Origin of the sequence: Bradyrhizobium sp. RDI18, assembly GCF_043203335.1 — a bacterium.
Lineage (GTDB): Bacteria > Pseudomonadota > Alphaproteobacteria > Rhizobiales > Xanthobacteraceae > Bradyrhizobium > Bradyrhizobium retamae.
In genome coordinates, this window is record NZ_JBICRN010000008.1 from 2757958 (window position 1) to 2780111 (window position 22154).

Genomic DNA, 22154 nt, shown 5'->3' on the forward strand with positions numbered 1-22154 from the left:
GACCCAGCGCGCGCGACTGCTGTGAAGCCAGTAGAAATATCTAGCCATTTCCCACTCCTGTGCCGCTTCGCTGAACTGAGTTTAACGCCTCGTTGTTCCGTCCCCGAACAGTTGGGCTCTTGAACAGGGATACACTTGACCCTGCATGCTAGCGGCATTTCGACATTGATTAATGCAGCGTGTCTCGCAATGACGCTTAAATTCTGCGTTCACGTGCCTTTCATGGGATTTCACCACACCGATGCTTCGCTTGTGCTGGCGGCGAGCCAGCCAGCGGGAGTTTCCGATTTTCAGTGACGCCAGGTCGAGAGAGGTGAAGAATATCTTATGCCTCGGTCTCATTTTCATTTAAGAACACAGATGCCGAGAGGGGCTCACCGCCTCCGAAGGCATGGCTGACCTTCGGCATTGGTCTGGCGATCGAGAGCCCGCACTTCGGACAAGGGGCAAACATTCACATTCTGCACGGCTACGCGAGCGGTATCTACTCGTCGCGGCGGATCGCCAGGGCGGCGGTGGAGCGGGCGGATTTCATGATGATCGTGGCGGGCGATGCGCCGGACTTCCGCACGATCTCAGAGTTCCGGCGGCGGCACCTGAAGGCGCTGGCCGACCTGTTCGTGCAGGTGTTGAAGCTGGCCGAGAAGGCCGGGTTGGTGAAGCTCGGGCACGTTGCGCTCGACGGCACCAAGATCAAGGCGAACGCGTCCAAGCACAAGGCGATGAGCTATGATCGCATGAAGAAGCGGGAAGCGGAGCTTGCAGCGGAGGTCGACCGCTGGCTCAAGGCGGCGGAGGCCGCCGATGCGCAGGAGGATAAGCTCTACGGCGACAAGCGCGGCGACGAGATGCCCGATTGGGTGGCCGACAAGCAGAAGCGGCTTGAGAAGATCCGCGAGGCCAAGGCCGCGCTGGAGGCCGAAGCCAAGGCCGCAGCCGAGGCGGAGCGCAAGGCGCGGGCCGAAGCCGAGGAGCGCCGCATCGCCGAAGGGGGCAAAAAGAACGGCAAGACGTCCGCGCCGCCGAACACGGAGCCCGACGGCAAGGCGCAACGCAATTTCACCGACCCGGAAAGCCGCATCCTGAAGACCAAGGACGGTTACATCCAGGGCTACAACGCCCAGGCCGCGGTCGATGGTGCCCATCAGATCATCGTGGCGCAGACGCTGACCAGTTCCTCCAGCGATCAGGCGCAACTGGCGCCGTTGCTCGACGGGATCAGGGCCAATCTGGGGACCAATCCCGACGAAGTATCGGCCGACGCCGGCTACTGCTCCGACACCAATCTTCGCACGATCAAACGGCGGCGCATCGAGGGCTACATCGCCACCGGAAGGCAGAAGCACGGCACCAAATCCGCCACCGCGAAAAAGGCTTCAAGACCCGGCTCGCTGATCGCCAGGATGAGCACCAAGCTCAAGCGCGCCGGCTACCGAAGTCGCTACCGCTTGCGCAAGCAGATCGTCGAAGCCGTCTTCGGACAGATCAAACAGGCAAGAGGGTTCAGGCAATTCCTGCTGCGCGGCATCGAAAAGGTCAGCGCAGAATGGGCGCTCATCTGCACCGCTCACAACCTCGTCAAGCTCGCAAGGGCCGCCTGAGCCGCCATTATCAAGATAAAACTGCCTTCCCAAAGCTAACTGGACAGGCTCCTAGCCCCCTCTTGAAATAGGGGCCGCCGCTTTCCAGCGCCAAGCACAACGGTGCGCACAAAAGCTGCAACCGAGAACAAGAAGAACCTTGAGCCGACATGCCAACTGCACATGCAAAGCGTAACCGCGTGTATCCCGTCACGATCGCTGGACACACTGCGTGTAGGCCGACCGCTCGTACCCGAGCGAGACCGGCGGGGTACTGATCGGGTACTGGGCAGACGACAACAAGGTCGTGATCACCACAGCGGTAGGACCGGGCCCCGCAGCCGTCCATAGGCGCTATTCCTACGAACACGATCACGTGTGGGAAGCGGCTCAGATCTCAATGGAATATGAATGATCCGAACGTTTGCAAGTCTACATCGGTGATTGGCACACCCACCCCGATGCATCGTCTGGCCGTCTTAGCGGTACCAACAAACGGTCACTACGACGCGTCCTTCGCTCAAGCCAGAGTCGGTTGTCGCGGGCTCTGATGGTTGTGTTCTTCGGAAGCCCGCGACGCCCCGTTCGCCCGCCTCGACTGGATCAGCCGCGATCGCTTCGACATCCAGTGGCACCGTCACACCGGAGAATGGTTCTGCCGGCATCGCGGCCTCACCCTTGCCGAAGCGATTGACACGCTAAAATCCGACGGATTGCTTCATTCGCCTTGAACGCCGGATATCTGCGAGCTTAGGTACTCCGCGGTCCTCGCCGGATGGATACGACACCAGTGCATTGGGAGCGTTTTCGGCGGGCGCGTAACGACGTCGCCCCATGCACGGCCGGTCCGGTGACGCATCACGGCCGAGGGTCGTTTAAGGTGCTGCCGCCCCCCATTTTGCGTTGAACAATACCATTTCCTTGTCGTTGAGCTCGAAGAGTCATGCGCACCGCATCTCACTGTGACGGCGCGTTCGGAGGAAGGCGAAATTATGGCCCTTGCACATCGCCGTCACCCGACTTATGGCGTGCAGTTCCATCCGGAATCGATACTGACTCCAGAAGGGCATGTGGTTCTTATAAACTTTGTGCAAGCTACGAAGACTTGGCGCGTGTGACGCACTCGTCAGTTCAGCTCCGGGGTGAACTGAGCATTTGAACTCGCACAGTAGCGCGTCTCAGACGAGAGAATCAGGGCAATCATTCTAACCAACGCGTCCGATTTCGCAAATTGCACTGTGACTCCCCGAATTTCATTCGCGATGGGTGCCCCCAAGAACGTTGATCTGGCGATTTCGCGGAGCCTCTAACTATAGCACCGGGTGATTAGTGGTCGTTCTATCGCCGGAGAGCGGTGAGCCCGCGCAAAGAACTCCCGGGATGTTGACCTTGCTCCCAAAGTTTTATCCAGTCCTGAGTTCGCTCTGGCTATTGGATTTGCCCGGCCGGGCGGTGGGAGCGACGGGAGCTGGCGCGGAGCCTTCGGCATAGCGCAGCGCCAGATCCCGGCGCGGATGGCAGGAAGGCGAACTCGGACGGGATCTTCCATCCGAGCCGCGAGTGCGGTCGTGTGTTGTTGTAATCGGCTCGCCACCATCCGAGTGCGACGCGGGCCTGGGCCAGCGACGTGAACAGCGTCTCGTTCAACAATTCGTCCCGCAGCCGGCCATTGATGGAAAAGACGGCCCCGCTCCCTCGGCGCCGGCGATATACTGGCAATGCACGGACCCGCTAACAGGAGCAATGCACCAATGGAAGTCGCGACAATTGGATTGGACATTTCGAAACACGTGTTTCACATCCATGCAGTTGACAGCCAAGGCCAAGTGACCAATCGCCAGCGCCTCCGGCGAGGCGAGATCATGTCGTTCTTCTCCTCGCTTGCACCGTGCTTGGTCGGCATTGAGGCCTGCGCCACCGCTGACGGCGCGCGAGATTCGGCGGTTCGGACACGATGTGAGATTGATTCCGCGAGCCTATGTAAAACCCTACGTGCGGCGAGGAGCCAAGAACGACGCCGCTGACGCGGCCGCGATCTGCGAAGCCGTTACCCATCCCAATATGCGGTTCGTTCCAATCAAGAGCGTCGAGAACCAAGGCTTCTTGATGCTTCATCGCGCAAGAGGCTTGCTGGTCCGCCAGAGAACCATGACGTCTTGCGCTATCCGAGCTCACTTTGCTGAGTTCGGAATCATTGTCGGTCAGTGCCGGCAAAGGGTGGATGGTCTGGTGGACTTGTTGAATGACGAGGAACTGACGCTCCCCGCCCATGCCCGCATCGCACTGACTGTTCTCGTGAACCAACGGAAGGAATTGGACCGGCAAGTCGAGGCGATCGAACGGGAGCTGGCTGACATTCAGAGAGAAATCCGATGGCGAAGTTGCTTTCCTCGATTTCCGGCGTTGGTCCCATAACGGCCACGGCCTTCGCCGCGACTGTGCCGGACCCGACCATGTTCCGCTCGGCGCGAGAGTTCGCGGCCTGGTTGGGCCTGATGCCTAAGCAGAATTCCACCGGCGGGGAAGGACCGGCTCGGCCGCATAACGAAACAGGGCGATTCCTATCTCAGGCACTTGCTTGTCATCGGACACGGAACGTCGTTCGGTACCCGAAGGCACGCTCACGGGTCGGAGGCGGCCTGGATCGAAGCTCTACTTGAGCGACGTCGGCCCATGGTCGTCGCGATCGCCGTTGCCAACAAGTTAGCTCGGATCGTCTGGGCGATGATGACGACCGGGGAATTCTATCGCCTAAGCTCGCGGCCTGAGCTGCCGCGCAACCTGGCCACCTGAAAGATGTGAGGGCAAATGACAGCATGATGGAAACCGGCGGAGCTGGGGATCGAGCAAGCCCGAAGAGCTTTAAGCGCAACAAGCGCGACCCTTGATGAGGCCTCGATCCGCGATCTCCATCAGGGCCAGCGGCCATGGTATCGGTCGCACTAACAGGCCGTATACATGAACGCACCCGACCGTCATCCAAAGTGCGGCTAAAATCCCTTTCATCCGCGGGGCCGTCTATACATGAAGCTCTCGATGAAGGCGTTCTGCATGGGCTTACCCGGCGCGATGTAGTGCTGCAACGCGCTGATCGGCCCAGGTCAGGATAGCAGTGCTGGTCAGCTCGCTGCCGTTGTCGCTGACCACCATTGTCGGCTTGCCGCGCTCAATCACCAGCCGGTCCAATTCCCGCGCCACCCGAGTGCCGGAGAGCGAGCTGTCGGCCACCAGCGCCGGACACTCGCGGGTGCAGTCGTCGACCACGGTCACGATGCGGAAGCGGCGGCCATCGGCCAGTTGATCCGAGACTAAGTCGAGCGACCAGCGGTCGTTCGGTGCCATCGCCACTGTCATCGGTGCCCGCGTCCCGATCGCCCGCTTGCGGCCGCCACGGCGACGCACCGCAGGCTTCTCTTCCCGGTACAGCCGGAACAGCTTCTTGTGATTGACCAGATAGCCCTCCCACTTGAGCAGCACATGCAGGCGCCGGTAGCCGAAACGGCGGCGCTCGTGGGCGATCGCTCGCATGCGTTGGCGAAGGCCGGCATTGTCCGACCTGATCGTCTGGTACCTCATGGTCATGCGGCAACAGTCGATGGCTTTACACGTCCGCCGTTCGCTCATCTCGAAGGATTCCCGCAGATGGCGACAGCTTTCCGCTTGGCTGCGGGCGTCACCATTTCTTTCCCAAGAGATCCTTCAAGGCTGCGTTGTCCAGCATGGCGTCGGCCAAGAGCCGCTTCAGCCGCGTGTTCTCATCCTCCAGCATCTTCAGCTGCTTGGCCTCCGAGACCTCCATTCCGCCGAAATTGGCTGTCCATTGTAAATGCTGGCGTCGCTGACACCGTGCTTCCGGCACAGATCGGCGACCGAAACGCCGGCCTCGTACTCTTTCAAAATCCCGATGATCTGCTCTTCCGAAAAGCGGCTGCGCTTCATGCTCTGGTCCTTGTCGTGGGCCAGAGCGAACTTCAACCTGGATTAAATCCGTGGGGCAAGGTCAACATCGTCGCCTCGAGCCCGCAGTGAGATGTGAGCCAAATCGCAAGCATATGATCGCAACGAGGTGGGCTGAGAGTCAAAAGAATGTCGCCATCAGCGCACGCCGATGTCCTATGCTTGGCCAGGCGCTGCTGGCGCCCGCGTTCGTTACTGCAGGATTGAGACGGCTTGTCGCATCGCGGTGAACATCGAGAAGTCGCCGATAACCGAGCAGCGCACTGCTCGTCGTTCGATCGCATTGTGAGTTGCACTCCAGGAGCCGCTTTCCATCAGAAAGGACACGCCGGCCCTCAGCTTGGGCTCGCGAGGGCGTCCTGCTGCCATTCGGTTTCACCGTTTTTGAAAAAATGATCTGGGTATGAAAAGGCCCCCAGCGGGCATGCCGGAGGCCTTCTTGGAGGTTTACAAGAGCAGTTCGTTTTTCTCCTTCCGCTGTTTTAAGATAGACTCACCAGTTGCGCTGAACGCGGAGCATCATCTGGAGGCTGTTCTGGTCCTTCAGCTCATAAGTAGCCGCTGGTTTGGCAATGCCAGTCTGCACCGGCAGGTTCACAGTACTACCGCTCGCATACTTCTGGTCGAGCATCACGTAAGCGATATCCGCCGAGAAGGTCATGTTCTTGACTGGGGTCCAGCGCGTGATGAGACCAACAACCGAATAGTTGAAATCAGGGTTGCAGCCGGTAGCACCGCTTGACAGCCCAAGCGTTCCGACGAACGCGCCGCAAATGTAGCCCTTGGCGGTGCTATTGTAACGGACAGCAGCCCAGGCACCGTAGACGGCCGTGTTCCAAAATGGATTCCAGTTGTGGGTATAAGCGCCGTTGAAGCCGTAGGTCGTGGTCAACTGCTGGTCAGACCCGGTAACGAAGACGGAATCAGAGACACCGGCAAGGCCGACGCTCTGGTAAGCTCCTCCTAGACCCGTACCGCCGTACATTGCGTAAGTGTACGCCGTATAAGGGTGGAAGTTGTAACTGCTTGCCCCGTTGGTATACACGCCCTGGACGTTGATCGTATCACGGTCACCAGTCGGGATGTTTTTGATCGACAACGCCAGCTGTCCAGCCCAGCCCCATTTGTCGTCAGGATGACCGGTCGTTTCGGCAACGCCATAGTAGCCGGCGTGGTTGTTATGCGCGGCAACCGACGCCTGGAAAAGACCCCAGGCTTGGTCAACTCGAAGCGCCGCGACGAGGTCTGGAGTTCGCGTACCGCCGATGTCACCGGCACCGTAGGTACCCGTGGCCAGACCTGCTGCCGTCGCGCCGCTTACGTTCCAAATGTTGGTCGTATATCGGGTGACCTGGTCCTCGGCCGAGAAGCTGAGCGCGATGCCGTTCCCTAACTCGGCGGTATAGGCGAATTGATTGACAGCTTCCCAGCCGCCGCCGCCCGGCAGGCCATCGAAGCTGTTCCCTGGATAGTTGGTCCAGGGAGAGGAGAACTGCGACTGCGCTCTACCGAAGGTGAAACCAGCGAACTGGATGAACGCGTAGTAGATACTGAGGTTACCCCCGGAAATCTGGCCGCTACCGCTTCCTGCGGGGTTGGTGCCGCTATAGGCCGTCGCGCCATTAATGGCCGTTGTACCGGCACCGTTATAGCCGCCCGCGGTCCAGGTGAAGGCCAGCTCAGCGTACGTGCGAAGGACACCATATTCCGTGACCGTGCGCGTATCGACGTTGAAGTCGAAACGTGATTGAGCCGTGTAGTAGTTGCTGAGGCGGTTGCGCGCGCCAGCGACGCCGCCGGTGGCGGCACCCCAGACGCCGTTGGTGCCCACCACGGTCGTGGCGCGCACGTAACCGCCCAGCTTGATGCAGGTGTCGCTTCCGGGGATGTAATAGAAGCCGGCACCATACAGCGAGCAGATCTTCACATACTCGACTGCCTTGGCCTTCACGGGAAGATCGGCCGCCTGCACTCCCGCGCTAGCAAACATTGTCGCAGACGCGAGCATAAGACTCTTCGTCAGTTTCATGGATGAACCTCCAAGTTGGAAACGTCGTTTCCGTCCTTCAAAGATCCGCCGCTGCTAGCCTCACCTACTGGGCGGGTGCTTGACGGACGACGTCGAGGCGCCCCCTCTCCGTCGGTCCAACCGTCTAATTCGGCGCTTCAATTGTTGCAATTAATTAATTACAATAATCGCTTTTCGGCCGGTAAATGTTGCTTTTCTGCCACAAGCGGCGCAATCTCGTAAAAAAGAACCCCCAGGGGGCATCCTGGAGGTTCTCCTTGGAGATTTTTGAACATGATAGCTGAAGAAGCTTCCAGCCAGACGTTAGCTTAATTAATTGCATATGTCAATTGATTTCTTAGATGGTGGCTATGCGCGTGCAGCCTTTCCCCATCGACTTAACCCGGATACCTCTCTCGAGGCGGTCAGAGAGCGCGGCTGCAGGCCCAAGTTAGGCGGAATCACTAAACATGGCTGACAAACAAAAAATCGATAGAGCCGTTAGGGACTTCATCTGGAACATTGTCGAAATCCACTCCCAACTTGAGGAAATACACAAGAGCTGGGCCCAGCTCTTGGGACTAACCGAGCCACAGTGGTTGATTCTAATGGCTATCGACGAACTCGATGAGGGTCGCGGTGTCTCAGGGATAGCGGTCGCAGGCAAACTGCGAATCCATCCGGCGTTTGTCACCAACCAAACGAAGAAGCTAGAAACAATGGAGTTTCTGGCACGCGAACCATCGCTCGATGACGCCAGGTTCGTCCAAATGTCCTTAACTCAAAAAGCCTGCGCAGAGATTTCGAAACTGTCGATCAAGAGAGAGGCCCTCAACTCCACATTATTGGACGGTTTAGATGAGGCGTCGCTTGATTACCTTAATAAACGGCTAACCTCGATCGCCAAGAATAGCCGGTTGGCATCGCAAAAGCTTAATATAGGCGCATTGTAGGCGGGAATGGACCAGAGCGGCTAAACCTCACTTTTGCGCCATTCAACTGCAAGCCGGATAGCCCCCTTTTCTGCAGCCAAACGTCAGAGGATGTCGAGCACTTGAGCGACCACTCGCTACGTCTTCGAAACAAGCTGGCAAAGCGAGCACATTGACGAGTGACGTGGCGGTGACACGACCAGAGCAGCGGGCGCGGGTGGACGCTCTATTCCCTCAGGGCTTCTTAAAGATTCGCTATGGAGCTGCAGCGCGTGTGAGCTTCTTCTCCAGCCATGTGAAAATGCTGTCGTCTGAAGTCACGAAGTTGTCAACCTGCCCCCCGGGGGCCCCTTGAATGATCTGCGGCATAGCCAAGTCCAAATCGATGCCCAACGTCATACAATCAGCCTGTAGTTTGATGGCCTCTGAGACGCTGACAACGCCGCGCCCACCTGCTACGACGAGCATTGGACAACTCAACTGTCGTGCCAATCGTGAGCGACATGCCGACACCACGTCTTTATCTGAGTCATCTGCGGTGCTCGTTATCCAGCCAATAGATCCCAGAGTCCGTGTCCAATTCCAAATGCCAGCGTCGCAAACCGCTGCAGCGATCCGGTTATCATAGGCAGCGAAATCAGTAGCTAAGGCAGCCGATAATCCATCTCCGTAAACGCCGATTCGATTGCTATCAACGTCAGGCCGAGCCGATAAATGATCCAGACAATGAGACAATAGTATTTTCGATTCGGCGCGCGAGTGATGTGCGACGTCCTCATGAGAGACAACAAGGACGGACATTGCCCGGCGAATAACCACAGGCAAGAGCCTGCCAAGCAGCGTCGCTCCTTTTTCTTCTTCGCTGCTGACGCAAATAACGGCCGGGGCACATAGATTGGGAGTGCCAGCAGGCAAATAGTGGGCCGAAAATTCAATCTGATCGCAGCACGTAATTTGCACGCTCTCCACCTTGTGGCCGAGAGCTAATCCGAACCTCTGAACGCCGGCCTCGACTTTGGCTGAAACGTCTGCCCCCTCTCGATCATCGTCAGCAACTAGCCGCCTGGCAACTTCGAAGGCTGTTAGCGCGCAAAGCCACGCCTCCGTGGCCATATCGAAGACTCGTTTGTTTATATTGAGGTCAGCAAGACGGCAATAAGCATCTCCGGTGGCTGTCCATGTCGCAGCCCAGTTCTGACGACCTATTCCCACGCAATCCCCCTCGGACGGCAGACTGTCGAAGAACGCCGAGGCGCCCCGTCGTGTGGACGCAAGATCACCCCTCACATAAGCCCAAGCACCTAACTCCATCGATTTGCCCCTCGGTGCAGATCCCTCAGCCTTTGGTCAGGACGACCAAATCATTATGCTGCTGGTTTTGGAGATGAAATCTATCGGTGAGATAGTGGCTTCTCAGGCTTTGGTACTCATCTCCTTTAATAAATATTAGCAAGTTCCGGCGCCGAAATTCCCTAATGGAAAGCCTTAAAACTCCGAAGTTCAGCGTCTAAAGCGGATTGTAGGAATTTTTCACGCATCCAGGCTCGATCCTTCGGGAGAAGCAGAGACGGCTATCTAGGAGCCTGTCCAGTTAGCTTTGGGAAGGCAGTTTTATCTTGATAATGGCGGCTCAGGCGGCCCTTGCGAGCTTGACGAGGTTGTGAGCGGTGCAGATGAGCGCCCATTCTGCGCTGACCTTTTCGATGCCGCGCAGCAGGAATTGCCTGAACCCTCTTGCCTGTTTGATCTGTCCGAAGACGGCTTCGACGATCTGCTTGCGCAAGCGGTAGCGACTTCGGTAGCCGGCGCGCTTGAGCTTGGTGCTCATCCTGGCGATCAGCGAGCCGGGTCTTGAAGCCTTTTTCGCGGTGGCGGATTTGGTGCCGTGCTTCTGCCTTCCGGTGGCGATGTAGCCCTCGATGCGCCGCCGTTTGATCGTGCGAAGATTGGCGTCGGAGCAGTAGCCGGCGTCGGCCGATACTTCGTCGGGATTGGTCCCCAGATTGGCCCTGATCCCGTCGAGCAACGGCGCCAGTTGCGCCTGATCGCTGGAGGAACTGGTCAGCGTCTGCGCCACGATGATCTGATGGGCACCATCGACCGCGGCCTGGGCGTTGTAGCCCTGGATGTAACCGTCCTTGGTCTTCAGGATGCGGCTTTCCGGGTCGGTGAAATTGCGTTGCGCCTTGCCGTCGGGCTCCGTGTTCGGCGGCGCGGACGTCTTGCCGTTCTTTTTGCCCCCTTCGGCGATGCGGCGCTCCTCGGCTTCGGCCCGCGCCTTGCGCTCCGCCTCGGCTGCGGCCTTGGCTTCGGCCTCCAGCGCGGCCTTGGCCTCGCGGATCTTCTCAAGCCGCTTCTGCTTGTCGGCCACCCAATCGGGCATCTCGTCGCCGCGCTTGTCGCCGTAGAGCTTATCCTCCTGCGCATCGGCGGCCTCCGCCGCCTTGAGCCAGCGGTCGACCTCCGCTGCAAGCTCCGCTTCCCGCTTCTTCATGCGATCATAGCTCATCGCCTTGTGCTTGGACGCGTTCGCCTTGATCTTGGTGCCGTCGAGCGCAACGTGCCCGAGCTTCACCAACCCGGCCTTCTCGGCCAGCTTCAACACCTGCACGAACAGGTCGGCCAGCGCCTTCAGGTGCCGCCGCCGGAACTCTGAGATCGTGCGGAAGTCCGGCGCATCGCCCGCCACGATCATCATGAAATCCGCCCGCTCCACCGCCGCCCTGGCGATCCGCCGCGACGAGTAGATACCGCTCGCGTAGCCGTGCAGAAGCAGCGCCGTCAGCATCCGAGGATCGAACGGCGGCTGCCCCAGCCCGCTTCGGTAGCTGCCTATGATCGCCGATAGATCAAGGCTTTCCCTGACCAGCGACACGATCAGCCGCGAAACGTGGTCCCTCGGCACATAATCCTGCACGCTCGGCGGCAGAAGCTGGGCCTCGTCGATCTTCCAGGGGCGAAATTCCTTGCTCATGGCTGCGCAAGGAATCAGACTCGCTCCCTCTTGACCAGTCACTACTCAGACAGGCTCCTAGGCGTTACCTGCTGGCTACCGCAGCGCCACTCTCAAGGGCCGTGAAAAGCCGCGCTTAGTGTGGGCCGGCGCGTGCCGGCAGTACGATGGAAGTGAGGGGAGGCGGATTCGTGCTGTAGTGCCGCGAAGCGCATTTCACTGTCCATCGTTTCGACCTCCCCTGACATCAAGAGGCACCGAGACCCGTCTCTCGATGGACAAAAATCAGAGCGCTTTCGATCTCCAGCGACACCTCGAGCGTGGAGATTCAAGTCGTGGTCTCTCGAAGCGCTCCCGGAACTGTCGGCCTCGACCGCGGCCGGGTGATGTTGAGAACGATCAGCCAGAGCACGGTCCAGAAGCATCAGCAGCAACACTGCTGCGGCGATCGTCGGGTCGATCTCGTGGCGCATGTTCTCCCACATCTTCAGCGGCAGCTTGCGGATCGAGAATTCGCTGATCAGCGACAATTTGACGACCTCGTCGAAAGAGTGGAGGAACGCGAACAGAGCCCACCGATGATGCCTGGGGATCAGCGGCAGCGTTGGTGCCGTCAGGAATGTGGTTGGAATTGTCGTAGCGCAGGCTCCGAGAATTTGAAGATAACGTTTCAGGCGGCGAGGTCAATTGGCTGAGCGATGGGTTTTTCGGCGAGTGTTTTCCAGCCGTCGACTTTGCGCATGTTGATCTGGCCGGAGGCAAGCAAAGCCCAGAACAACATTGCAGCGGTTTCGGCAGAAGGCAGCACGGTTTGCGTCTTGATGCGTCGCTTGAACTCCTCGTGCAGCCGCTCGATCGCATTGGTGGTGCGCGCGCTCTTCCATTGTTCGGGAGGCAGGCGGGTGAAGCTGAACAGGCGTGCGCCGGCTTCCTCGAGGCTGTCGGCAACGGCACGGTGTTTGAGGCGCCATTTACGAATGAAAGCCTTGCGTCGCGCTTCGATCTGCTGGCTTGTTTCTGCGTAGATCATATCGTTGTAGTCGGCGGTGATTTCCTCGTGCAGGCGCTCCGGCGCGTGCGCGAGCAGGTTTCTGTGCTTGTGCACCGTGCAGCGTTGGAGTGGCACGCTGCCCCACACCGCGGCGATGGCGCTGTCGAGCCCCGCCGCGCCATCGACGATGAGGAACTCAGGCCGCTGCAAACCGCGCCTGGTTAGATCGTCAAGCACACTGCGCCAGGCCTCGGCGCTTTCACCGCCCATGTTCTTGATCGCGAGCAGAACTTTCTGTCCGTCGGCGCGCACCCCCAAGACGACAAGCAGCGAAATCGAAGTGGCTTTGCGGTCGAGCCGAACGCGAACCACCGTACCGTCGAGGATCAGCCTGACGATCGGCTCGTCGGCCAGCGAGCGGGTATTCCAAGCGTCCCAGTCGGTCTTCACCTTGCGCCAGGTTCGGCTCACCGTGTCCTTGCTCACCGCGGCGCCAAACAGCGCCGTCAACGCCCGACGAACCCGCCGCGTGTTGGTGCCGGCCAGATAGGTGGCGGCGATCACCGCATCCGCCGCGATGGTACGGCGCTGGTAGGCCTTCAATGCCTTGCTCTTCCATTCGGTCGTACCGCCGTCGGGGGTGTTCAATCGCGCGCGCGGCACGGCCATCTCGACCGGGCCAAACGTCCCAAGCAGCGAGCGCGACCGGTGGCCATGACGATGGCCGGTACTCCCCTCTGCCGTGCTGGCTTGCCTGCCCGCGTCCGGCGCAATACGCCCATAGCAAGGTCGGGAAAGCACCGCATCGAGTTCCTCCTCCATCATCGTCTCGATGAAATCGCGCACCCGGCCGCGCACTCCAAATTCGATCGGGTCAAACCAATTGTCGAAAAGCTGGGGGGCTGTCTCCGCTGCATGTGTCGCGGAATCAGGCTGCATGGTATGCTTCTTCATGGCGTAGTCTCCAGCCCAGCGCGCTAACGCCGGGTGATTCGAGGTTGAACACCCCGCAGACTACGCCAACTTCAATTCCTACCAATCTCGCGACGGCACCGCAGCGTTACCGGCTAAAGGTCTGCAGCGGGCCGGCACGCATGCTCTTCGCCGCCTGCTCCAGCCGGCGGTCGAAGTTCGAATAGAGTCGCTGAGACGATCACTACGAGGTAGCCGATCGCACCGAGGCTGTGCGTGAGAGCAATGCCGGTCTTCGTACCAATCAATCAGAACTTGAGCAAAACCAAGATAAGCCGCGATGCCGACGACAGCTGGGTAAGGCGATCGGCGCCAGAATCGCCATGGTGAGGGTGCTGCGCAGCCGTGGGATGGCACGGTCGAGGCCGTAGTCCGCGGGTGTGCCGACGATAGTCGATCGGATAGTGACCGCAATGCCGATCTGGATGCTGGTCCATGCCGCGCGCGCCGCAGTCGATGGCATCTCACTCGATATAGAGAGAGGAAAGGTGCTCTCTTTTTGGGCCGAGCGGCTGCGGTAATAGGACGACATTGCGCATCATTGCGGGCTGTACGTTGCCTGAACGGAGACAGTCGAAATTGCCGGCGAGGACGTCGGCCATCTGAGGCCCTACGAGCCCAAGGTTGAGCTCCTGTTCCAAGATTACGCGCTCTTTCCCCGAGAATGTCGCTTCTGGCATGCGATACCGCGGCACTTCGGGATCGGAGATCCCCTCTCGCATCGCGCAAATGCTATCGCTCGTGCAACTTACCGGCATGGACGCCCGATACCCCTATCAGCTGAGCGGCGAACAACAGCAGCGTGTGGCGCTTGCGCGTGCACTGGCGATCGATCCACAGACCGTTCTCCTTGGCGAGCCTTTGTCCGCGCTCGATGCGAAGCTTCACCTAGAATTGCGGCTTAAGCTGAAGGACATCCTCAGATCGGTCGGCGCCACGACCATCGTAGTCACACACGATCAGGAAGAAGCTCTCACCCTTGGCGATGAAGTAGTCGTGATGGATGCTGGAAAAAATGCTGAGCGGGGAACACCGACACAGATTTATGAGGCACCTGCCGACAAATTCGTCGCGGAGTTTGTTGGCAGATCGAACTGGTTCTACGGATCGAAAAGCGGCCAATCAACCGATGGTATCATTTCGTACCCACCGACCATGGCATGAGATTCGTCCGACGGCTAGTCGTCCATGCTGCGAGCGCGGCGTCGATTTATGTGTACGGCCGGAAACCATCGAGCTCGTGGATAGCACCGCGCCGAGCCGGCTCTAAACCCAACGCACAACGTCCTGGCGGATCAAGAACCTGCCGCAGCCGCGCGGGCGGATGGGCCGGATCGAGCGGCAGATACGCGCCCCCTGTCTTGAGGATCGCCAAAAGCCCCACCACCATCGCCGGGCTGCGCTGAAGGCAAATCGCGACCGGCTGATCCGGCCTCACACCAAGCGCGATCAGATGATGCGCCAAACGGTTCGCCCGCGCATTGAGCTCGCCACAGCTTAAGCGATCGTCCGCATGAACCACCGCCACGACATCCGCCGCTTGCCGCACCTGCGCCTCAAACAGCTCATGGACCCACCGCTCGATGGATAGGGCGCCGCCGTCCGGTTCAGCTCCTCCAAAAGGTATGCGCGCTCCTCGGACGACAGCAGCTCAACCCGTGCGACCGCCTGTTGCGCATCGGCTATCACAGCACACAACAAGTTTTGCAAATGCTGCGTCATACGGTCGATCTGCTTGGGCGCCAAGCGACTGGCATCAAAGTGCCACCGAAAGCTCCCATCGAGAGCGCAAACCTCAAACGTCAGCAAATCACCGAATAGGGCCCTCAGAACTCGGGCTCGAAGCTAGATCACCAGCGGCAGAACAGCTATTAGCGGTCACCGTGACGCCAATCGGCCAAGGCCGGCGCGATTGTAGCGCCTCCTTGCCCCGCAACGTCGGAGAGCGCGCGATAAGATCCCGCGGAAAACTATCGTGCTCTCTCAGATCCGCGCATTCGGCCGCGACCGCCCTGCGTACCCCCGCAAAATCTCGACCGAGATCGATGGTCATTTGCATCGGCACGACAGAGGCGACAAGCACCCTCCACCGCCCTCATCCCGGCTCGCGATCCATTCGTTGCGGGAGTCCACCCCGGTTGAAGCTCTGATTCTCCCGTGATGCGAGGGAGATAGATCAGTCAGCAAGTACTCAGTACGATCAAATGGCGACAACTCGGCCAAGGCACTTGGAATGAGCCAGGAACTCGACTGCCATCTCGGGGGAGCCGCAGTTTCCGAAGACGACAGAAACGGAATCTGCAATTCCTTAAACTGCTCAAGCCGCTGCCGCCAAAAGTTCTCCCGAGGCGCCAACATTCCATGGGCAACAGTTATGCTCTACGCCTCCTCATCGCTCAAAATCGGGAGGCGATCGCCTACATTCAGAGCGGACTGCCTCGCGAGTGTCCGTGCATTCAGAGTCAGACCGTCTGAGCTGCCAAACCAAACATCAACATCCTCTGTCCCTGTCGCCACACGCCAGTTGCTGCGGTGGATTTCAACCAGGGACCCTGCCGGAAGGCCGCAGCGTCCAGCAGATACTTTCAAGCGCCTGACTGCGACAACATCATCCCCTAGGTGCACCTTCGGCAGACACAACGGATTGGAATGATACGGTCCATAGTTTAAGGCGCGTGTGATCGTTGAGAGATCTTGCGCGGAGCGATTCCATCGCAGACAGCCCGCAGCATCTGGGCGTCGACGCCTCGGAGAAACGCTTCCGTCCACTGGCGCCTGCGAACCAGCATGGAGCTCTCCATTCGTTAAGCCAGCTAGAAGCTCGCGGAAGCCTTCGACAGCGGCTTCATGACATTTGAGGTTCAGGGTCAACGCCGTATCGGTTGGCGCAATAGAAACTTGGCGCTCAACCACCAACTCACCCCTATTAACACCATCATTGATACGATACCACCCGATGGCAGAGTCGGTCTCTTGTGCCAGCCGCGCCCAAGACATCGAATGAGCTCCCGCATATCGTGGCAACGGGCCGTCTTGGTAATTGAAAGCGCCTTGACGGACTCGGGCAAACACATCCGGTGGCAGTATGAATGGATTTCCTACGGAAAATATCCAGTCTACCGGGTCGGCATTCATCAACACGGAGAGCTCTTCAACACTGTCTACACACAAGATATTGGCGCGAGAAGCCCAGTCCCGGAATATGGCGTCGGCACACAGCGCCGCGCAGACGACATGACCCATCTTACTTACTAGCTGAGCACACCTGATAGCTAGCGTACCACTGCCAACAAAGATGCTGGAGCGAATTGATGCGACTGCAGGTGGTTGCCCATCCCAATCGCCCGGTTTGCAAGCGTCTGCGAGCACCGAAGCAGACCAATGCGCCATATTCAGCTACTCCATGCTGTAGGTTGGGGAGTTCTCGCCGTATGCGCCGCACCACATCGCGACTTAACCCGGTCACACTGATTTGCATTCGCTCGGGAGTAACCGGGTTGAATGCTAATCAAAGTCAGCCAGTGTTGAGAGGTATCCAGCGCGATCAACGACAGCGGAACCCGTGATGGAAGCGGCAAAGCTTCACTTGATGAAGCCGCACTCAACAGTGCAGCCTCCATGGCGTGGATTTGGATCAGTCGAGCAAGCTTCATTTGTATCCGTAGGCGGGCAGCTGCGGGACCGCCATGATCGCAACAGATCCTTCACCCTCTCCCAGCAATCAGCGTGCCACCCAAAACGTTGAGCAGGCCCCGCTTGCAAAGGAACAAATCCATGCACTTCGCTCCGAAGCGGAGAATACTTAAGCGTTAGTGTCGAGTCGCGGACATAACGTCCTCAACTGGACATGGCTGAACACGACAATACAGGCCGTCAAATGACGAAGGTGACCTCTTGAGGCAAACTTGCACGTCCGCTTAAGGATGATGACCAAAGGACGACGAGGTCCCCTGGCTTTAACTTGACGACAATCTTGTCTTGCAAAATTTCTCGTAGTCAGCGCCTGAACAACAGATCCGCCGCTCAAAGTCCTTATCCAATTGGCGCAATTCAAGGCGCCAGACGGGATCTTGAGCAATTCGCTGTTGCTCCACGCGCCCAGCCGACCGGTGTTCTGAACCTGACGGGCTTTGTGCCGCTGTCAGGTGTTGGACACGAATTGCGCGCTTCGCGTGGCCAGAAAAGCTGGTTTGTGAGTCACCGAACGGAACTTGCTAACCCCTCTCCCTGCCAGACAGGATTAGAGGCGAGCGATGCTGTAGATCGGAGTCGAAACAGCCGAAGCCGTGGACCGGCGACGCGTGTTCGTGTCGATGACGACGGAATCATTCGCGGGGCACTGCAGCGGGTGCTGCTTATCGGTGCGCCTTAAAACTGCCAGTGCTCGCCATCGCGCCAAGCGGTTCCTGCACCACAAACTGGTACTCCGATCAGTTTTGCTGTCCAGTCGCGGTCACGGGGGGTGCCTGACACCCCTATCCCGTTCTAAAATCGTTGCCTCCGTATCGAAAAATATATCGCCGCTCGCCTCGATGCGAGCTAAGACTTATGGGGGCATTCATCTCACAAGTTTCTGACCAGGAGGCCCGGCTGGCCCCACCCCGCTGGCCCCATGAACACTGTCGTCCTAGCGCAAGCCCTGCAGATCGCCATACCGCCGATCGTCGGGTTCATAGTGCAGATCGTCGAGAACATGTCGATTGCTCCGCCTATCGTTCGAGAATAAACGTCTTGATTGATCTTGCGCGCTGGATTGTCCGTAGCCAGGCGCGTTTCCTCTCTGTCAATCAAAGTCAGGCAACGGCATGCGTCAGCGGCTTCTCGCCGACTCCACTTCGCGGCGTGCGCCGAGGTAGAGCGCCTTGATTTCGTCTTGGTTGCGCAATTCGGTCGAAGCGCTGGATAGCACGCTCACAAGAACGGACCGCATGGTCGGAGCGTAGCGCGACCGTTCGACTACCGTCCAGCTACCAGGATCGAGAGGCCCTGTTGAGCAGATTCCGGACGATTCTGTCCTCAAAAACACCTATTATCGTGTTATTGACAAACCAAGTGCCTCGTCAGGGCTTTGAGCCGTGAGTTCAGTATTCTTTAGCGACCACTGTGTGGGGCAGTGTTGGCTTAGCGGAGTCGATCATGACCCCAACCCACCGCATTATCCAGGAGTCGTCCGGAATTCGATTTTCAAGGATCGTCAGTTTTCTCTATGGATCGGCCGCGGACATCGCTTTCTTCATCACAATTCTATCTGTTGTCTGTTTCGTAAGCGGCCAAGTCGTGCCGAAGACGATCGACACGGGCCGGCAGACATGCATCGCATCGCTTGCCGTAGAGGGGGCGGATGGCTCCGCTTGCCATCCAACACAGCGTCAGGACGCGCAAGCGCTTCAAAGACTCCTGGACACAATAAGTGCCGAAGCGCATTGAGCGAAGTACTTATCGCTGCGAGCCTTATGCTGCTAATCTGGTAGTGGCATCCGGCAGGCCGAGGAAGCTATGGCGCGGTGACGGCTGCGACAGTCTCATTCGTCGGCTGGATATTCGTGTTCACAAGCACGTTTCTGATCGATCAATTCGAATTGTTCGGACTATATCAAAGCACCTGATCTCGCGAGCCGCGCAAGCCAGCGCCGCAATTCGCACCCCGCTGCACCACAGATTTGTGCGGCATCTCATATATTCGGCTTTATCGTCGCGTCTGAGCCGCGCCCGTCACGACGATCAGGAATCTGTTACTTGCAGCCGTGATAACCGCTTACATCTTTGTCGGCATCTTCTCAATCATCAAACAGTCTTCTGCGGCCAACGCCGTCGTCGGCGTTAGTTACCAGTATGTCCAGCGTGGGATAGAGCCTCTCGCGAAAGGCTGCGCCGCCGAGAGAACCGCCATTCCACCAAACCGTGATGTGCGCCTGCCTGGTCTGTTTGAGCTCTGCCACCGCATCACCAGCCGGTTCGCTGCACGGCGTCCATTTGCACACATGGAAGAAACGACGCGCTTGTCAACCAGGCAATCAAGGCCAGGTCCGAGAGCTGCGCGAAGGTAGCCTAGATTGGCCTTTTCGGTCGAGACGAGTACAGGATGTTCGGCTCGCTGATCACGAGCATGGGAAGGGTGTTGTCAGGACGGAAGCGAAGGCCTGGTCCCACTCGTGGAGCTCAACTTCGAGGGGTTGCCGGGTCCGAGAAGACAGCGTCAAAGGCGTTCTTTTCCGAAATGATGCCGCTCGAAAACATAGCTTTATCCCAGAGGACGTGTCGTGATCTCACGAGGGTCTGCAGGCACTTGAGCGCGGTGAGTGAAGGACCAGTCAAGCCGCATTTCAAGCGGCAGGACGAAACGAGAAGGTTCTCAGCGAAGCGAATGACAACCTTGAAAGGTGCTTGGTCGATTTTGAAAAAATTGGCTGAGGCGGTTCAACTAGAAGCTAGACGGCACCTATATAGGCGACTTCCTGATCGGGTCTGATCTGAGCCTCACGCGGACTTGCGAGAAGGATACAATCCCCGAGCGCGATCAGATCCTCGGGTCAGTTCGCCGAATTCCGGATCACCTTCGGATCGCCGAAGTCGCCGCCGGACCTCCAGAGCGGCTGAGAGCGACGCCGCCGACATCGCTAGGCTTAAGGGAGATGGCCTCCGCACGCATAACGGCGGTCTGAGAACTCGATCGCTTCACCGGGCGCGATCCGTCGTCAGAACTGAGGCAGGCGCAGCACTGTTTGCATGAGCGGATCGTCCGTATCGAGCTTTGCTCTCACGAACCCGAGCGAAAAGCATCCATCGCGTGGGCCAATAGTATGCCGATGCTCAAAAGAAAAAGAATCCCGACAAGAGCCGAATACATATGCCACCTCCATCGCTCACTTCCTTTGAACTGCGCGACCGCTTACACGTCAAATTAATTCCTGTGCACGAATTGGGATCGCAGCCAACTGATGAGTCTAAGCCACACCGGCTAGCTGGCAACATGTGGAACGATCAAAGATAGACGCTGCAAAGCCCAGCTGTTCTGTTCGAACCGACGTGATAGGCGTAGCGCGGGTGACCGAAAAACTCGTGTGGTTAATGTGCAGCGGGTACTGGTTTCTGCGTGGCAATGTCCGAAACGAACGGTCCGGCCCTTGAGATGCCTGTAGCATCTGCGCGCAAGAATTGGGGCGTCCGGATGAACTTTTCAAGCTCGAAAGATGAGAGCTATTGTCTCTTTGGGAAAGTGTGCGGCGGCAAGTTGGCCGGTCGCACGAACGCCGGACGTTGCCGCTGTGTTGTTAACAATCTGCGCACCTATGCTGAATTGCTTCGTTCGGAAATGGACCAGAGCTGAACTACACCCCGATTAATTGGTCTGAATAGGTCGCTCCCACGGCATATTAATGAAAGACCTGCAGAAGCACTTGAAAAAGCTCCGCACTGATGCAGCCGAATGCAAATTGATCAGCGATCTGGCGACTGGCCTGGAAAAGCGAGAGCTGTTCGCAAGGCTTGCGGATCACTTGAGTGTTCTGGCGTCCGAGGTCGAGCACGCCATATCTGCGAAAGTCTCCAGCACGGAGACGAAGCAAAGGCGGTCGCACGACGCCCAAGGATCGGCTCTGGGTTCACGACAGCGGCACTTATGTGAAATTGACGAGGCGGGTAAGCTGACGCACGATTTTGCCTCTGTGGTTGCCGGGATTGTTGATTAGGGTGTCGCCGGGACGAAGCGTCGGAAGGAGGACCTTCTCGACTAGAGGCGGAAACTCTCGCGATCGTTCGGCCCCCTCGAGAAACCATGGAGCCTCGATCCGGGCAGGTGCAATGCGCCAGGAAGTCTTCCAGCGGCCGTGCGGAATCTTGCTTGGAATCCTCTCGTCACCGGGCGTCCACCCCCGCAAGGCCGCCATATCGGTCCTGTTCCAGATCTCGTCGCTGAAGACCAAGCGCTCAGGTTCGAAGGCGATCTTGATATTTGATCCACTGAGCTCGCCGTCTGGCGAGGTCCGGACGGTCGCGTTCGCCAGCCACCACCCTTTTTTCAAGCTGAGCTTCTCGGGTGGACGAACTCCCACTGAACGGTATCAGCCTTCAGCCCGCGATCAGCGAGCTCGGCGACCAAGCAGCGCAAGGTGAAGTCCCCTTGATTCGCCCTAAAACCCAGACACGGTGTTCGCCGGAAATCGCGTTCGGCCCGTGGCCGCCCATCCTACCGGGCGCCACGCTGCCGGTCTCCCGATGCCGTCGCACCCATCCAACGGCCGTGCTGACCGCAACACCGAGCTGTTTAGCCGCCTCGTTGCAGGACAATCCGCCGGGAACAACCTACAACGACCCGCTCCCGAAGATCCTCAGAGAAAAGACTTGCCCATCCATGCTGGCCTTCACGCCGAGGCCTCATGGTAAATCAGAATTCTCCTGATTTGGGAACCTCAAATCGATTTAAGCTAACCTCATCACGCTTTAGATTAGTCCGTCCGCGGCTTTGCTCCACGGCTTCTTCAGACCCCTTCGCGATGGCTCGTTGCACTTCGCTAATCCTTTGCCCTCATGCGGTTGGATAGAAGACTTCCACATTCAAGCAGCCGTTCATACTCGGCACTCCTGAGAAACCGCCCGGCAAACCGGGGGGTTCTTCCCCTTGTGTCACGGGCAGCCTTTTAGACGTTATTCCGGGGCGCTCACGAAGCGAGCGAACCGGCAATCCAGAGATCGCGGCGAGAGGTTTCCGGGTGCGCAATCCAAATCGGCTGCTGCCGACTTGCACCACTAAGACCCGCGAATC

The 22154-nt window shown here is 58.5% G+C and carries 17 protein-coding genes and 3 pseudogenes; 9 read left to right on the forward strand and 11 right to left on the reverse strand.

The window, feature by feature from the left end; genetic code table 11:
- Positions 1-461: 461 nt before the first annotated feature.
- Complete coding sequence (locus ACFXS9_RS22395) at positions 462-1601, forward strand: transposase (protein WP_392699950.1); 1140 nt, start codon at positions 462-464, stop codon at positions 1599-1601.
- 836 nt (positions 1602-2437) lie between these two features.
- Positions 2438-2698 (forward strand): gamma-glutamyl-gamma-aminobutyrate hydrolase family protein, encoded by a 261-nt coding sequence (locus tag ACFXS9_RS22400; RefSeq protein WP_392699952.1) that lies wholly within the window; start codon positions 2438-2440, stop codon positions 2696-2698.
- A gap of 285 nt (positions 2699-2983) precedes the next feature.
- On the opposite strand, the pseudogene ACFXS9_RS22405 reads toward ACFXS9_RS22400, so the two are convergent.
- Positions 2984-3257 (reverse strand): annotated as a pseudogene (locus ACFXS9_RS22405) (transposase); the annotation flags it as partial.
- A gap of 74 nt (positions 3258-3331) precedes the next feature.
- On the opposite strand from ACFXS9_RS22405, the pseudogene ACFXS9_RS22410 reads away from it, so the two are divergent.
- Positions 3332-4373, forward strand: a pseudogene (locus tag ACFXS9_RS22410) (IS110 family transposase).
- A 233-nt stretch (positions 4374-4606) separates the two neighbouring features.
- On the opposite strand, the pseudogene ACFXS9_RS22415 reads toward ACFXS9_RS22410, so the two are convergent.
- Together ACFXS9_RS22415 and ACFXS9_RS22420 are read right to left on the reverse strand one after the other, a co-directional pair.
- Positions 4607-5519 (reverse strand): annotated as a pseudogene (locus tag ACFXS9_RS22415) (IS3 family transposase); the annotation flags it as partial.
- 511 nt (positions 5520-6030) lie between these two features.
- Positions 6031-7566: a porin gene (locus ACFXS9_RS22420; protein ID WP_392692118.1), complete on the reverse strand. Its 1536-nt coding sequence runs from the start codon at positions 7564-7566 to the stop codon at positions 6031-6033.
- A gap of 449 nt (positions 7567-8015) precedes the next feature.
- On the opposite strand from ACFXS9_RS22420, the gene ACFXS9_RS22425 reads away from it, so the two are divergent.
- A complete protein-coding gene (locus tag ACFXS9_RS22425; protein WP_392692121.1) occupies positions 8016-8498 on the forward strand; it encodes a MarR family winged helix-turn-helix transcriptional regulator in 483 nt (160 codons plus the stop codon).
- A 234-nt stretch (positions 8499-8732) separates the two neighbouring features.
- Here the strand turns inward: ACFXS9_RS22425 and ACFXS9_RS22430 are convergent, their stop codons facing one another.
- The 5 genes from ACFXS9_RS22430 to ACFXS9_RS22450 all read right to left on the reverse strand — a co-directional run bounded on the left by ACFXS9_RS22430 (position 8733) and on the right by ACFXS9_RS22450 (position 13925).
- Positions 8733-9689, reverse strand: a complete 957-nt coding sequence (locus ACFXS9_RS22430) for an alpha/beta hydrolase family protein (RefSeq protein ID WP_392692124.1) — start codon at positions 9687-9689, stop codon at positions 8733-8735.
- A 418-nt stretch (positions 9690-10107) separates the two neighbouring features.
- The gene (locus tag ACFXS9_RS22435; RefSeq protein ID WP_057846620.1) at positions 10108-11451 is read right to left on the reverse strand and encodes an IS1182 family transposase; all 1344 of its coding nucleotides are present in this window, start codon (positions 11449-11451) and stop codon (positions 10108-10110) included.
- A gap of 92 nt (positions 11452-11543) precedes the next feature.
- Complete coding sequence (locus ACFXS9_RS22440; RefSeq protein WP_392692127.1) at positions 11544-11960, reverse strand: hypothetical protein; 417 nt, start codon at positions 11958-11960, stop codon at positions 11544-11546.
- Positions 11961-12100: 140 nt separating this feature from the next.
- A complete protein-coding gene (locus ACFXS9_RS22445) occupies positions 12101-13360 on the reverse strand; it encodes an IS256 family transposase (RefSeq protein ID WP_392699954.1) in 1260 nt (419 codons plus the stop codon).
- Positions 13361-13637: 277 nt separating this feature from the next.
- A complete protein-coding gene (locus tag ACFXS9_RS22450) occupies positions 13638-13925 on the reverse strand; it encodes a hypothetical protein (RefSeq protein WP_392692130.1) in 288 nt (95 codons plus the stop codon).
- 146 nt (positions 13926-14071) lie between these two features.
- On the opposite strand from ACFXS9_RS22450, the gene ACFXS9_RS22455 reads away from it, so the two are divergent.
- Positions 14072-14557 (forward strand): ABC transporter ATP-binding protein, encoded by a 486-nt coding sequence (locus ACFXS9_RS22455; RefSeq protein ID WP_392692133.1) that lies wholly within the window; start codon positions 14072-14074, stop codon positions 14555-14557.
- A gap of 46 nt (positions 14558-14603) precedes the next feature.
- Here the strand turns inward: ACFXS9_RS22455 and ACFXS9_RS22460 are convergent, their stop codons facing one another.
- Positions 14604-14942: an AMP-binding protein gene (locus ACFXS9_RS22460; RefSeq protein ID WP_392692135.1), complete on the reverse strand. Its 339-nt coding sequence runs from the start codon at positions 14940-14942 to the stop codon at positions 14604-14606.
- Positions 14943-15064: 122 nt separating this feature from the next.
- Between ACFXS9_RS22460 and ACFXS9_RS22465 the strand changes: the two genes are divergently transcribed.
- Positions 15065-15214, forward strand: a complete 150-nt coding sequence (locus ACFXS9_RS22465) for a hypothetical protein (protein ID WP_392692138.1) — start codon at positions 15065-15067, stop codon at positions 15212-15214.
- A gap of 558 nt (positions 15215-15772) precedes the next feature.
- Here ACFXS9_RS22465 and ACFXS9_RS22470 read toward each other — a convergent pair.
- The gene (locus tag ACFXS9_RS22470; RefSeq protein WP_392692099.1) at positions 15773-16783 is read right to left on the reverse strand and encodes a formyltransferase family protein; all 1011 of its coding nucleotides are present in this window, start codon (positions 16781-16783) and stop codon (positions 15773-15775) included.
- Positions 16784-18529: 1746 nt separating this feature from the next.
- Between ACFXS9_RS22470 and ACFXS9_RS22475 the strand changes: the two genes are divergently transcribed.
- The gene (locus tag ACFXS9_RS22475) at positions 18530-18820 is read left to right on the forward strand and encodes a hypothetical protein (RefSeq protein WP_392692140.1); all 291 of its coding nucleotides are present in this window, start codon (positions 18530-18532) and stop codon (positions 18818-18820) included.
- Between the two features lie 350 nt (positions 18821-19170).
- Here the strand turns inward: ACFXS9_RS22475 and ACFXS9_RS22480 are convergent, their stop codons facing one another.
- Positions 19171-19332 (reverse strand): hypothetical protein, encoded by a 162-nt coding sequence (locus tag ACFXS9_RS22480; RefSeq protein ID WP_392692143.1) that lies wholly within the window; start codon positions 19330-19332, stop codon positions 19171-19173.
- 1437 nt (positions 19333-20769) lie between these two features.
- Here ACFXS9_RS22480 and ACFXS9_RS22485 point away from each other — a divergent pair.
- Both ACFXS9_RS22485 and ACFXS9_RS22490 read left to right on the forward strand, forming a co-directional pair.
- Positions 20770-21081 carry a hypothetical protein gene (locus ACFXS9_RS22485; RefSeq protein ID WP_392692146.1) on the forward strand — a complete coding sequence of 104 codons (312 nt, stop codon included), beginning with the start codon at positions 20770-20772 and terminating at the stop codon, positions 21079-21081.
- A gap of 347 nt (positions 21082-21428) precedes the next feature.
- Positions 21429-21791, forward strand: a complete 363-nt coding sequence (locus ACFXS9_RS22490) for a hypothetical protein (RefSeq protein ID WP_392692148.1) — start codon at positions 21429-21431, stop codon at positions 21789-21791.
- Positions 21792-22154: the final 363 nt, after the last annotated feature.